Source organism: Actinomyces sp. zg328 (assembly GCF_009829635.1).
Lineage (GTDB): Bacteria > Actinomycetota > Actinomycetes > Actinomycetales > Actinomycetaceae > Actinomyces > Actinomyces marmotae.
Map to the genome: position 1 here is coordinate 20,878 of NZ_VWPE01000015.1, position 12,214 is coordinate 33,091.

The window sequence follows — 12,214 nt, forward strand, 5'->3', positions numbered from 1 at the left end:
GGGCGTTATGGGCTCAGGACTCGGTGGCCTCCGAGTCGGCGGTGGCCTGCTCGGCGGTGGCGTGGGCCGCGTCGTCGGCGTCATCAGCCTCGCCGGCGGTGTCATCGTCCTCGCTGGCGGAGGCGAAGGGGGGCTCCTCGGCGCAGACGATGGCCTTCTTGTTCCACAGGGACTCGTCGCCCAGCTGGGTGGCGAGCACGACGACGTCGCCGTCGACATCAACCACCTGACCGTAGAAGCCGCCGGTGGTGCGCACCCAGGTCCCCGCCACGAGGGCCTCCTCGCGGCGCCGGTCCTGCTCGGCGACGATCTTCTGCTGCTGACGGCGGGCGAAGCCGCTGAACAGCCACATGATGATGAGGAACGCGGCGAGCATGATCATGATGGACATAGGGACTCCAGTTCCGGAAGTGATCCGCAGCTCCTGCGGCGACGACGCCCCGATGTGGGGCAAACCGCACCGAGTCTAGGGCACCGCCGGGGGCGACGGGGTGGCCGAAACCCCGACCGGGCTGTGACACGCGCCCCGTTCGGGCCGGGGCGGCTCGGGACGAGACGCGCGCGTGACCACGCCGTGGCCCGACTGTGCTCTTCCGCCCGGGGTAGATCCCCGGGGACGGACCGGCCGATGGCCGCGCGGCGCTCAGACGAGCAGGGCGCCCTCGGCGGGGGGCTCCAGTCCGAGATGCGCGTAGGCGGCGGGGGTCGCGGCGCGGCCCCGGGGCGTGCGCACCACGAGGCCCTCGCGGACGAGGTAGGGCTCGGCCACGGTCTCCACCGTCTCCGGCTCCTCCCCCACGCTCACCGCGAGCGTCGCCAGGCCCACCGGGCCGCCGCCGAATCGGGAGCACAGGGCTTCCAGCACCTGCCGGTCGAGGCGGTCCAGGCCCAGGGCGTCGACCTCGAAGACCGCCAGCGCGGCGCGGGCTGCCTGAAGATCGAGGATCCCGGGGGTCCCGTGGACCTGAGCCCAGTCCTGGACGCGCCGCAGGAGCCGGTTGGCGATGCGCGGCGTGCCCCGCGACCGGCTGGCGAGCTCGGAAGCGGCCTCGGGCTCCAGGCCCACGCCGAGCAGGCCGGCGGAGCGGTTGAGGATCCGCGCCAGTTCCCCTGGCGCGTAGTAGTCGAGGTGGCCGGTGAATCCGAAGCGGTCGCGCAGCGGCGCGGGCAGGAGGCCCGCCCGGGTGGTTGCGCCGACCACCGTGAAGGGGGGCAGCGCCAGGGGGATGGAGGTGGCGCCCGGGCCCTTGCCGACGACGACGTCCACCCGGTAATCCTCCATCGCCAGGTAGAGCATCTCCTCGGCGGTGCGGGCCAGGCGGTGGATCTCGTCGATGAAGAGGACATCGCCCTCCTCCAGGGAGGACAGGATCGCCGCGAGGTCCCCCGCGTGCTGGATGGCGGGCCCGGAGGTGAGCCGCAGTGCCCCTCCGACCTCGGCGGCGATGATCATGGCGAGCGTCGTCTTGCCCAGGCCGGGCGGGCCGGACAGGAGCACATGGTCCGGGACCGCGCCGCGGGCGAGGGCCGCGCGCAGCACCACGGAGAGTTGGCCGCGCACGACCTCCTGGCCGGTGAAGTCCTCCAGGCGCTTGGGGCGCAGGGCGGCCTCGGCGGCGCGCTCGGCCTCATCCGCCCCGCCGCCCACAAAGCGGCCCGGCATGTCCTCAGCCACGGCGGCCACCGCCCAGCCATCTCAGGGCCGCGCGCAGGATCTCGGGGACGGCCGGGGCCTGGCCGGGGGCGGCCAGGCCGGGCCCGACGGCGAGGACGGCCTCGCGGGCGCTCGCCTCATTCCAGCCGAGTTGGACGAGCGCGGCGACGACGTCGGGGTGGGGCTCGCCGTCCTCGGCCGCGCCGTCGGAGGCGATGGGCTCGCCGGGGCTCGCGGGGGGATCCTGGCCGAGCGGGGGCCCGAGCTTGTCGCCGACGTCGATGATGATCCTCTGCGCGCCCTTGGGCCCCAGGCCGGGGACGCGCTTGAGGGCGGCGACATCCTCGGCGGCGATGGCGCGGCGCAGGGCGTCGGGGGTGTGGACCGCGAGCATGGCCAGGGCGAGCTTGGCGCCCACACCCTTGGCCCCGAGCAGGACCCGGAAACAGTCGCGCTCGTCGGCCTCGGCGAATCCGTAGAGGGTCAGGGAGTCCTCGCGCACAATGAGCTCGGTGTGCAGGAGGGCCTCGGCGCCCACGCGCAATGCGGACAGGGTGGTGGGGGTGGCGAGGACGGCCAGGCCCACTCCCCCGGTCTCGATCACCGCCGAGGTCAGCGAGACCGCGACGACGGTGCCGCGCAGCGAGGCGATCATAGGCGGGGACTCCCTTCGAACAATTGTTCGGATAGTAGCAGGGGCGCGCGAGGCGGGCCCCGCGCTCATCCGGCGTGGCGGGGATCGACGGCGCCGGTGCGACGGGCCGCCGCCTGGGCGGCCGCCCACTGGCGCTGGGCGGGGGTCCGGGCGCTGGCGCGCACCGCTCCCCCGGCGGAGACCATCTCGGTGGCGCCGTCCGCCCCGGTGCCCCCACCGCGCCAGCCATGGCAGATCGCCTGGGCGAGCGCGTCGGCGGCATCGGCGGGCTTGGGGGGCTCGGCCAGACCGAGAATGCGGGCGACCATGGCCTGAACCTGGGCCTTGCCGGCCACCCCCGACCCGGTGACGGCCGCCTTGGCCTCACTCGGCGTGTGCTGGGCGACCTCGATGCCGGCCCGGGCGCCGGCAAGCATCACCACGCCCATGACCTGGGCGACGCCGATGACGGAGCGCAGGTTGTCCTGGGCGAAGACCCTCTCGACGCTCAGCGCGCTGGGCCCCAGGCGGGCGATCCAGTCGTCGAGGGCCTCAGCGATGGCCAGGATCCGCAACTCGGGGCTCTGAGCCGGCGGGGTGCGCACGACGCCGACCTCGACGAGCCGGACGCGGCGGCGCGGGTCGATGTCCACGCAGCCGAGCCCGCAGCGCGTGAGCCCGGGGTCGATGCCCAGAACGCGCTGCTGGGCGACGGCGGCGCGGCTGGAGGCTGGCCGCCGCGCGCCCCCGGAGGCGCCGGCCGTGGCGCTCAGCCCTCGTCCGCCTCGAGCTCGGCGGCGACCTCGGCGGAGATGTCCACGGAGGTGTAGACGTTCTGGACGTCGTCGAGGTCCTCCAGGGCGTCAACGAGGCGCAGGACCTTGCGGGCGCCATCGGCGTCGACCTCGATCCGCGTGCCCGCGACGAACTGGGACTCCGCGGAGTCGTAGTCCATGCCGGCCTCGGTGACGGCGGTGCGCACGGCGACGAGGTCCTGGGGCTCGGAGATGACCTCGAAGGAGTCGGCGCCCTCAATGACCTCCTCGGCGCCGGCGTCGAGCACGGCCATGAGGATCGTGTCCTCGTCGATGCCGTCAGCCTTGGCGATCTCGACGACGCCCTTGCGGGTGAAGTTGTAGGCCACCGAGCCGGGGTCCGCCAGCGACCCGCCGGTGCGGGTGAAGGCGACGCGCACGTCGGAGGCGGCCCGGTTGCGGTTGTCGGTGAGGCACTCGACGAGGAAGGCGACGCCGGCGGGTCCGTAGCCCTCGTACATGATGGTCTGCCAGTCGGCGCCTCCGGCCTCCTCGCCGCTGCCGCGCTTGACGGCGCGGGTGATGTTGTCGGCGGGGACGGAGTTCTTCTTGGCCTTCTGGATGGCGTCGAAGAGGGTGGGGTTGCCGGCGGGGTCACCGCCACCGGTGCGGGCGGCGACCTCGATGTTCTTGATGAGGCGCGCGAACAGTTTGCCGCGCTTGGCGTCGATGGCGGCCTTCTTGTGCTTCGTGGTGGCCCACTTGGAGTGACCCGACATGTGTTCTCCTCGGCGGTAGCGGACTGGCTCGGCGTCCAGGCCCTATGTCTCTGACGTGCCGCGAGTGGGCGCGGCGAACCGCGCATATCCTAACGCGCCGGGGCCCGCCGCCCGCGCCCGCGCGCCTCAGGCCGAGCCCCGCGCCGCGCGCCGACTGGCGCCCTTCCCCCTGACAGGTGCCGCCAGCACCGAGAGGAGCGGGCAGAGCGCACCACTCGGTGCTATTGGCACCTCTCGCCGCGGGCGTACCGCGCGCCCCGCCGCCCGCGCGCCTCAGGACCTCTCGTGGATGGCGCGGACGGCGCCGTCCCATCCGGCCATGAGTTCGCGGGCCAGGATGGGCAGAGACTCGGGGTAGACGGTCAGGCCCGAGGCGACGGCGTCGTCGAGCTCATCCAGGCCCCACCAGCGCAGCGAGTCCAAAACGTCGCGCTCCATGTCCGTCCACCCGGCGCGGTCGAACTCGCCCAGGTGGCCCTCGAGGGCGGCGGTGTCGGGGCGCTCCAGGCGGGCGAGGTACATCACCTCGTCCTGGCGGCAAGTGACGAGGTTGAAGACGAAGTCACTGGATCTCTCGACGACGGGCCCGATGAGCCGGTCGGCCGCCAGGCGGATGCCGGTCTCCTCCCACAGTTCGCGCAGCGCCGCCTCGCGGGGCCCCTCGCCGTCGGCGATGCCGCCACCAGGGGTGAAGGCCCAGGCGCGGGCGGCGTCGGCGAAGTCGTGGCCCAGGACCAGGAGGATCCCCGGCTCGGGATCCTCGCGCAGGGCGATGACGCGGGCGGCGCGCCGGAACGGCAGCCCCTCGGGACCGAGTCGCCACTCCTCGGAGCCAAGCAGCTCCCGCCAGTCGGCGGGCACTCGCGCGGGGTCGCGCCCATCAGGGGCAAGGCCCGGCGCGCTCCGGGGCGGGGTCATGCGGGCCCCTCCTGGGCGGCCATGTCAGCGCTGCCCCATGTAGGCGGCGCGCGAGTCCATGACCCGGTCGAGGAGAGTCCTCTCGGAGGCGGCGAAATCGCTCACCGAGTGGCCCTCCATGGCGCCCTGGCGGAGGTTGGCCAGTTGGACGGAGGAGGCCTGGAAGTCTCGCATGGCGCGCTTGGCGCCCGGGCCGCGCCTCCTGGCCCACCGGCGGGCGGCTCTGCGCCCAGCGGAGGTGGTGAGCATGGTGACCTCGGCCTCGTGGTACCAGCCGGACTGCCCGTACTCGCGCAGCCTCGCGCGTATCCGGAGCCGCTCACGCCAGCGCAGCACCAGGACGAGGGCGATGGCGGCGACGAACAGGGGGACCTCGACGATGAAGTAGAGCATGAGGTCGCTTGACAGCGCGCCGTTCCAGAAGGCGTGGAGGCAGATCGCCCCGGCCAGGCCCATCGGGGTGAGCCACAGCCAGGCCAGGCGCGAGCGCATCCGGGCCGAGGCGCCGATCGCCACGCCGGTGCAGGCGGTGAACATGATGTGCGCGAAGGGCGACATGATGCCGCGCAGCACGAAGGTGCGGGCGAGGTTGTCCTGGTTCTGCAGGAAGTAGAGGATGTTCTCGGAGAAGGCGAATCCGGCGGCCACGACGGCCGCGTAGACGATGCCGTCGACGGCGCCGTTGAAGGAGTGCCGCGCGAGCAGGAAGATGAGGAGCACGCCCAGTCCCTTGGTGCTCTCCTCCACGAGGGGCGCAGTGATGACGGCGCTGACGTACCGGAAGTCGTTGGTGGCGCCGGCCAAGAGCATGGTGGCGCTCGTGTTGGCGACGAGGGAGACCGCCGTGGACACGCCCACTCCCCACAGGAATGCCAGCAGCAGCATTCCGAGCGGCTCGGGCTCCCAGCGGTCGATCCACCACACGGTGGTCAGCACGATGGTCAGGGGGACGAGCGCCAGGAGGGTCATCTGCAGGAGGCTGGAGCCGCTGGAGGCGATGGAGGCCAGCACGTAGAGCATGATGCCCGCGCCGATGACGCCGGCCGCCACGAGCAGTCCGACGACGACGCGGCGACGGCGGACGCGGCGCATGGCGACGGGATCGGCCCAGTCGGGGGCGGCGGAGGAGGCGAAGACGTCCTCGCGGTGGGTGGGGCGGGGGGCCCAGGCCGAGCGCCGGTAGCCCGCGCGCGGCGCCCACCCCGAACTTCCGGGCGCGGTCATGCTGCCTCCTGATCAGGGGATGGCTCGGCATCGTCGTCGATGTCGAAGGCGCTGGGCATCGGGGCGTGCCCGGCCAGGCGCAGCAGGCGCACCACGGGGGTGGAGCGGAGTCTGCGGGCCTCGGCGACATGCGTGTTGTGGAAACGGCGGGCCAGGACGACGCGCGCGCTGGCGCGCTCCAGGCGGCCGACGGCGTCCACTCCCATCTCGGTGGCGCGCAGCTCGGCCCTGGCCTCGCCGTCGACGGCGGTGCGGATGACCCGGGAGAGGTCGGATTCGACTCCGGCCCGGGAGCGCCCCGCGCTGCCCTGGGGAGGCTCGGCGGGGGCCGCCCTCCTGCCCGCGGTATCGAGGGGGTCGAGGCCGTCGGGGACGATCGGGGTCTCGCAGTCGAGGGCCTCATGGGCGGCGCGCTGGAGGAGCATCGCCGAGGCGGCGTCGAGCAGCCCCGTCGAGGCGAGGTCGACCGCGGCCTGCGCCCGGTAGGCCAGGTGCTTCTCGAGGGTGGCGCGCGCGCCGAGGACCTGCCGGTGGAGGCGGTCGACCCTCACGGCGATCGCGTAGAGCCTCCAGCCGAGGAGCAGCAGGAGGACAAGAGCGACGATGACCGCTAGGAGGATGGGGTCGAGCCCGTTCATGTGGATCCTCTCAATCGTCGAGCGCGTCCCGCAGGCGCCCGAGCGCGGTGCGCTGCCCCGGGGCGACGGTGACGCGGGTGTGGGCGGTGGACAGCGCCATGTCGTAGACGTCGAGGACGGCGTCGGTCACCCGCGCCCAGTCGTAGCGGCCGACGACCTCGGTGGCGGCGCGGCGACGGGCCTCAGCAGCCTCGGCCCGGGTGAGGACGTCGATGATGGCCCGGGCGAGGTCGGCGCTGTCGCCATTGGTGAACAGTGAGCCGAGCCGCCCGCCCTGGAGGACGTCGGAGAAGGCGGTGAGATCGGAGGCGATGACCCGGGTGCCGGCGGCCATGGCCTCGACGAGCACGATGCCGAAAGACTCCCCGCCGGTCTGCGGGGCGACGTAGCAGGTCGCCGAGGCGAGCATGGCGGCCTTGTCCTCGTCGCTCACCCCGCCGAGGAAGGTGACGGCGCCCCCGAACCGGGCGAGCTCGCGCCGCTGGTCATCGGCCTGACCGCGACCGGCGATGAGGAAGCGTGCGCCCGGGATAGCATCGAGGACGGCGGGGATGGCGCCGGCGAGCACGGCCAGCCCCTTGCGGGGCTCATCGAGCCTTCCGAGGAAGGAGATGGTCGGGGCGCCGGGGGCGCCCGCGAAGCGCGGGTCGTCCTTGGGGGCGGAGGCGAAGGGGACGACGTTGACGCCGTTGGGAATGACGACGGCGTCGCCGCCGTGGTACTGGATGAGGGTGCGCCGGGCCTCCTCGGACACGGCGATGCGCGCGGTGATGCGCTCCATGAGGGGGGTGGCCATCGGGGAGAGCAGCCCCCGGGCCAGCGAGCGGTCCATAGCGGCGTGGAAGGTGCCCACGACCGGGCACGTGGCCGACTGGAGGGCGAGCATCCCGATGCTCGGCGTGATCGGCTCGTGGATGTGGAGCAGGTCGTACTGGCCGTCGGCCAGCCAGCGCCGCACCCGGCGGGCCACGCGCGCCCCGAAGCTGAGGCGGGCTACGGATCCGTTGTAGGGGATGGCGACAGAATCCCCGGCGGAGGTCATCCAGTCAGGCAACTCGATGTCCTCCGAGGCGGGCGCCAGCGCGCCGACGTCGTATCCCCGGTTGATGAGCTCGGTGGAAAGGTCCATGACATGGGCCTGGACCCCTCCGTGGGCGTCCATGGAATAAGGGCAGACGAGTCCGATCCTCATGCGGGTTCCTCCTGCTCCCGGGCGTGGCGCCTGGCCAGGCGCTCGTGGTCCAGATCGGCGTCGTAGACGGGTTGGAGCATATGCCAGTCCTCGGGATGGGCGGCAAGGCCGGGGGCCAGCGCCGCCACCCACGCCCTCGTCCAGGCGGTGATGAGCGCGCGGGCATCGTCGTCGCCCCGGACCCCCTGCCGGCCCTGGGGGGCGGGCACCTTGACGAGGGTGAGGACGATCCCCCAGCGCGCCCCGGCGCGGCGACGGCGCTCGCCGCTGAGGCGCTCGTAGTGGATAGTGGTCGCGTACAAGGGCGCTCCGAGGCGGTGCGCCAGGGCGGCGGGCCCGGCGGCCACGCGGATCGTGTGGCCGAGGAGGTCGGCCTCGATGCCCGCCGATGACAGGTCCCTGTCGGCCAGGAGGGCGACGAGGTGGCGCTGCTCGGCGGCTGCGGCGGCAAGCGGCTCGAAGACCCGCTCGCCGTGGCCCTGCCCGATGACGCGCATGCCGAGGGAGGAGCGGAAGCTGACGAACTGGTCGAAGAGATCGGCGGGCCTCAGGCGCTCGGCGACGGTGAGCACGCCGGCGAGCTCGGACGAGGCCCAGGCGCCGGCCAGGTCCCAGTTGCCCATATGGGCGAGGGCCAGGACGACGCTGCCGCGCTGGAGGTCCTCGCGCAGCGTGGGGGGCAGGTCGGCCCGGACACGGGCGCGGATGCGCTCCTGGCCGGCGCCGGGCAAGGCGAAAGCCTCATAGAAGTAGCGCATGTAGGAGCGCATCCCGGCGCGGGACAGCGCGCGGATGCGGCGCCGCGGGGTGCCGGCGGGCATGATCCTGGCCAGGTTGCGCTCGAGCTGGCCCACCCCGCCGCGGGCGGGCAGCACGCGCTGGCGGGCCCACAGCGCGTCACCGGCGGCGTGGGCGAGGGCGTAGCCGAGGCCGGTGGGCAGGCGCCCGGCGCCCCGCCAGGCGAGGCGGTAGGCGTCCTCGACGCGGGGCCGCCTCACCCGGCGGCTCCCGCCCTGCCGCCCGCGGGCACTCCGGCGAGCTGGGCCCGGACGGTGAGGACCCTCTGGATCACGGTGATGAAAGAGGCGGTGACGACGAGCGCGAGCCCCGCGGTGATGACCCACTGGGGCGCGCCCAGGCCCACGGCGAGCGCGGCCAGGCCGATGGCAACGAGGCGGTCGGTGCGCTCGGCGATGCCCACGGAGGCCCTAGCGCCCACAGACTCGGCCCGGGCGCGGGCGTAGGGAACGGCCGCGCCGAGCACGACCGCTGCCAACGCCAGGGCGATCGTCCAGGTCCTCAAGGGCCCGGGGGCCAGGTGCGTGGCGGCCCACATGGCGAGCGAGCCGAAGACGGCACCATCGGCGAGTCGGTCCATGGTGGAGTCGAGGAAGGCCCCGAAGGCGGAGGAGGTGCCCGTGGCGCGGGCGAGGATCCCATCGAAGGAGTCGGCCACGAGCAGGCAGGTCAGCAGGATGGGGCCGAGGATGAAACGGCCCTGGGGGATGGTGAGGACGGCTGCGGCGATAGAGGCGATGGTCCCCGCCACGGTGAGCATGTTGGGGGTGATCCCGGCCTTGGCCAGGAGCATGGCCGGCTTGGTGAACAGGGCCTTGGTCAGGCCTCTGCCGTGGTTTCCGAGCATGGGCTGCCTCGTGTCTCGTCTCAGTCGGGTATGGGATCGCCGGCGCCGCGCGCCGGTCAGGGCTCGCGGGGCGTGGCGGGCGCGGAGTCCCAGGCACCGGCGATCATGTCGCGCTGGTCCCCCAGGAGCTGTGGGACGGGCTTGGCGCGCCCGATGATCGGCATGAAGTTCGCGTCGCCGGTCCAGCGGGGCACGACGTGCTGGTGCAGGTGCGCGGCGATGCCCGCTCCTCCGGTCTCCCCGGCGTTCATGCCGAGGTTGAACCCCTGCGGGCGGCACACCGCGCGCAGGACCTCCATGGAGCGGGCGGAGAGCTGGATGATCTCCAGGCGCTCGGCGTCGGAGGCCTCGGTCAGTTCCGAAATGTGCCGGTAGGGGCAGACGAGGAGGTGCCCGGTGTTGTAGGGGTAGAGGTTCATGATGACGTAGGCGCGCTCGCCGCGGTGGACGATAAGCGCGTCCTCATCGCCCCGCCCGGGGGCGGCGCAGAAGGGGCACTGGCCGGGCGTGGAGTCCTTGGGCTTGTCGGCCCCGCCGATGTACACCATGCGGTGCGGCGTCCACAGCCGCTGGAAGGACTCCGGCGCCCCCTCGTGATAGGGCGGGTCCTCGATCGAAGCGCGCCCGATGGGCGCCATCGGGGCGGCGTCGTCAGTCATGGGCTATGAGCCTCTCGTCAGCGGGGTCGTTGAGGCGCTCGGCGATGACGCGGCGGATGTGGGCGACGGCCTCGTCCACGGGCACGCCGTTGACCTGGTCACCGCCCCTAAAGCGGAAGGAAACGGCGCCGGCCTCGGCGTCCTCGCCTCCCGCGATGAGAGTGAAGGGGATCTTGTCCTTGGCGGCGTTGCGGATCTTCTTGCCGAAGCGGTCGTTGGAGTGATCGACCTCGACGCGCACCCCGGCGGCGCGCAGCGTCGCGGCCACGCCGTCGACATACTCGTCGAAGGCCTCGGCCACGGGGATGAGGCGCGCCTGGACCGGGGACAGCCAGGCGGGGAAAGCGCCGGCGTAGTGCTCGGTGAGCACGCCGATGAAGCGCTCCACGCTGCCGAGCTTGGCCGAGTGCAGCATGATGGGGCGCTGGTGGGTGCCGTCGGCGGCGGTGTACTCCAGGTCGAAGCGCTCGGGCTGGTTGAAGTCGTACTGGACGGTGGACATCTGCCAGGTGCGACCAATGGCGTCCTTGACCTGCACGGAGACCTTCGGACCGTAGAAGGCGGCGCCGCCGGGGTCGGGGACGACCTCCAGCCCGGAGGCCTCGCAGGCCTCGGCCAGGGCCTGGGTGGCGGTGGACCAGTCCTCGTCGGAGCCGATGAACTTGTCCTTCTTGGCGCCGTCCTCGTCGCGGGTGGACAGCTCGAGGTAGAAGTCGGTCAGGCCGAAGTCCTCGAGGATGGAGATGAAGAAGGCGATCTGCGCCTTGATCTCCTCGGCCGCCTGCTCGGTGGTGCAGTAGGTGTGGGAGTCGTCCTGGGTGAAGCCGCGCATGCGGGTCAGGCCGTGCACGACGCCGGACTTCTCATAGCGGTAGTCGTGCCCCATCTCGAAGAAGCGCAGCGGGAGCTCGCGGTAGGAGCGGCCGCGGGAGCGGAAGATGAGGTTGTGCATGGGGCAGTTCATGGCCTTGAGGTAGTACTCCTGACCGGCCTTGATGATGGCGCCCGTCTCGTCGCGCTCCTCGTCGGCGAGCATGGGCGGGAACATGGTGTCCGCGTAGTAGGGCAGGTGGCCCGAGGTGTGGAAGAGCCCGCTCTTGGAGATCTCGGGGGTGTGGACGAAGTCGAAGCCGTACTGGCGGTGCCGCTCGATGACGTGGCTCTCGATCTCGTGGCGCAGCATCGCCCCCTTGGGGTGGAAGACGACGAGGCCGGGGCCGATCTCCTCGGGGAAGGAGAAGAGATCGAGTTCGGCGCCGAGCTTGCGGTGGTCGCGCCGCTCGGCCTCCTTGACGCGCTCCTGGTAGGCGGTCAGGTCCTCCTTGGAGGCCCAGGCGGTGCCGTAGATGCGCTGGAGGGAGTCACCGGACTGATCACCCTTCCAGTAGGCCGAGGAGGATTTAGTCAGGGCGAAGCCATTGCCGATCAGCTTGGTGGTGGGCAGATGAGGGCCGCGGCACAGGTCCTTCCAGGCGACGGTGCCGTCACGGCGGACATTGTCGTACATGGTCAGGCCGCCCGCCCCCACCTCAACGGAGGCGGACTCGGCGCCGGCCCCCTTGGTGGTGATGAGCTCGAGCTTGTAGGGCTGGTCGGCGAGCTCGGCGCGGCCCTGCTCCTCGGAGATGTCGCGGCGCACGAAGCGCTGGCCCTCCTTGACGATGCGCTTCATGCGCTTCTCGATGTCGCGCATGAGCTCAGGGGTGACGGCGTCGATCCCCCCGAAATCGTAGTAGAAGCCGTCGGTGATGAAGGGGCCGATGCCGAGGTTGACGTCGGGGAACATCTCCTGGACGGCCTGGGCCATGACGTGGGTGGCGCTGTGGCGCAGGATGGCCAGGCCGTCCTCGGAGTCCAGGGTGATGGGCTCGACGACGGCGCCCGCGGGGATCTCGCGCGCGAGGTCCCAAGGCTCGCCGTCCACGCGCATGGCGACGACGCCGTGACGGGCCTCCTCGGCGAAGAGCTCGGTGCCCGTCGTCCCCGCCTCGATGGCGCGGGTGGCGCCGTCGATGGTCACGTCGATGGTCTGCGGGATCTGGGAGGGCACTGCGGTCTCCTTGGGTCGAGTGAGAGCGGGGCGCGCCGCCGGCGCACGCGGTGCAGTCTACTCAGA

At 72.5% G+C, this 12,214-nt stretch carries 13 protein-coding genes; all 13 read right to left on the reverse strand.

The features are described from left to right. Window positions 1-13: 13 nt before the first annotated feature. Window positions 14-391: a preprotein translocase subunit YajC gene (locus GVV75_RS07335; RefSeq protein WP_159625205.1), complete on the reverse strand. Its 378-nt coding sequence runs from the start codon at window positions 389-391 to the stop codon at window positions 14-16. Between the two features lie 252 nt (window positions 392-643). Next, on the reverse strand, window positions 644-1,663 hold the full coding sequence (ruvB, locus tag GVV75_RS07340; RefSeq protein WP_159523310.1) for a Holliday junction branch migration DNA helicase RuvB: 1,020 nt from the start codon (window positions 1,661-1,663) through the stop codon (window positions 644-646). Between the two features lie 4 nt (window positions 1,664-1,667). Next, the gene (ruvA, locus tag GVV75_RS07345) at window positions 1,668-2,309 is read right to left on the reverse strand and encodes a Holliday junction branch migration protein RuvA (RefSeq protein WP_159814170.1); all 642 of its coding nucleotides are present in this window, start codon (window positions 2,307-2,309) and stop codon (window positions 1,668-1,670) included. 65 nt (window positions 2,310-2,374) lie between these two features. After that, complete coding sequence (locus GVV75_RS07350) at window positions 2,375-2,977, reverse strand: crossover junction endodeoxyribonuclease RuvC (RefSeq protein WP_159523312.1); 603 nt, start codon at window positions 2,975-2,977, stop codon at window positions 2,375-2,377. Window positions 2,978-3,057: 80 nt separating this feature from the next. Next, on the reverse strand, window positions 3,058-3,822 hold the full coding sequence (locus GVV75_RS07355; protein WP_159625200.1) for a YebC/PmpR family DNA-binding transcriptional regulator: 765 nt from the start codon (window positions 3,820-3,822) through the stop codon (window positions 3,058-3,060). Window positions 3,823-4,095: 273 nt separating this feature from the next. Next, window positions 4,096-4,740, reverse strand: coding sequence for an NUDIX hydrolase (locus GVV75_RS07360; RefSeq protein WP_159718341.1), 645 nt, complete (start codon window positions 4,738-4,740; stop codon window positions 4,096-4,098). 24 nt (window positions 4,741-4,764) lie between these two features. Then, the gene (locus GVV75_RS07365; protein WP_159814172.1) at window positions 4,765-5,964 is read right to left on the reverse strand and encodes a PrsW family intramembrane metalloprotease; all 1,200 of its coding nucleotides are present in this window, start codon (window positions 5,962-5,964) and stop codon (window positions 4,765-4,767) included. Beyond that, the gene (locus GVV75_RS07370; protein WP_159523181.1) at window positions 5,961-6,602 is read right to left on the reverse strand and encodes a hypothetical protein; all 642 of its coding nucleotides are present in this window, start codon (window positions 6,600-6,602) and stop codon (window positions 5,961-5,963) included. The genes GVV75_RS07365 and GVV75_RS07370 overlap by 4 nt, the downstream gene beginning before the upstream one ends. A 10-nt stretch (window positions 6,603-6,612) precedes the next feature. After that, the gene (locus tag GVV75_RS07375; protein ID WP_159814174.1) at window positions 6,613-7,794 is read right to left on the reverse strand and encodes a glycosyltransferase family 4 protein; all 1,182 of its coding nucleotides are present in this window, start codon (window positions 7,792-7,794) and stop codon (window positions 6,613-6,615) included. Continuing rightward, entirely contained in the window at window positions 7,791-8,792 is a 1,002-nt protein-coding gene (locus GVV75_RS07380) for a phosphatidylinositol mannoside acyltransferase (protein WP_159814176.1), read from the reverse strand. Before GVV75_RS07380 ends, GVV75_RS07375 begins: the two co-directional genes overlap by 4 nt. Further along, window positions 8,789-9,439 carry a phosphatidylinositol phosphate synthase gene (gene pgsA, locus GVV75_RS07385; protein ID WP_159625192.1) on the reverse strand — a complete coding sequence of 217 codons (651 nt, stop codon included), beginning with the start codon at window positions 9,437-9,439 and terminating at the stop codon, window positions 8,789-8,791. Before pgsA ends, GVV75_RS07380 begins: the two co-directional genes overlap by 4 nt. 56 nt (window positions 9,440-9,495) lie before the next feature. Next, the gene (locus tag GVV75_RS07390; protein WP_159523189.1) at window positions 9,496-10,098 is read right to left on the reverse strand and encodes an HIT family protein; all 603 of its coding nucleotides are present in this window, start codon (window positions 10,096-10,098) and stop codon (window positions 9,496-9,498) included. Further along, window positions 10,091-12,148 (reverse strand): threonine--tRNA ligase, encoded by a 2,058-nt coding sequence (gene thrS, locus GVV75_RS07395; protein WP_159625190.1) that lies wholly within the window; start codon window positions 12,146-12,148, stop codon window positions 10,091-10,093. The genes GVV75_RS07390 and thrS overlap by 8 nt, the downstream gene beginning before the upstream one ends. Window positions 12,149-12,214 lie beyond the last annotated feature (66 nt).

Bases quoted from the DNA above. Each gene is read 5' to 3' on its own strand.
- ruvB (WP_159523310.1), bottom strand. From the start codon at position 1,663: ATGCCGGGCCGCTTTGTGGGCGGCGGGGCGGATGAGGCCGAGCGCGCC.
- GVV75_RS07390 (WP_159523189.1), bottom strand. From the start codon at position 10,098: ATGACTGACGACGCCGCCCCGATGGCGCCCATCGGGCGCGCTTCGATC.
- ruvA (WP_159814170.1), bottom strand. From the start codon at position 2,309: ATGATCGCCTCGCTGCGCGGCACCGTCGTCGCGGTCTCGCTGACCTCG.
- GVV75_RS07335 (WP_159625205.1), bottom strand. From the start codon at position 391: ATGTCCATCATGATCATGCTCGCCGCGTTCCTCATCATCATGTGGCTG.
- GVV75_RS07360 (WP_159718341.1), bottom strand. From the start codon at position 4,740: ATGACCCCGCCCCGGAGCGCGCCGGGCCTTGCCCCTGATGGGCGCGAC.
- GVV75_RS07375 (WP_159814174.1), bottom strand. From the start codon at position 7,794: ATGAGGATCGGACTCGTCTGCCCTTATTCCATGGACGCCCACGGAGGG.
- GVV75_RS07355 (WP_159625200.1), bottom strand. From the start codon at position 3,822: ATGTCGGGTCACTCCAAGTGGGCCACCACGAAGCACAAGAAGGCCGCC.
- pgsA (WP_159625192.1), bottom strand. From the start codon at position 9,439: ATGCTCGGAAACCACGGCAGAGGCCTGACCAAGGCCCTGTTCACCAAG.
- GVV75_RS07365 (WP_159814172.1), bottom strand. From the start codon at position 5,964: ATGACCGCGCCCGGAAGTTCGGGGTGGGCGCCGCGCGCGGGCTACCGG.
- GVV75_RS07370 (WP_159523181.1), bottom strand. From the start codon at position 6,602: ATGAACGGGCTCGACCCCATCCTCCTAGCGGTCATCGTCGCTCTTGTC.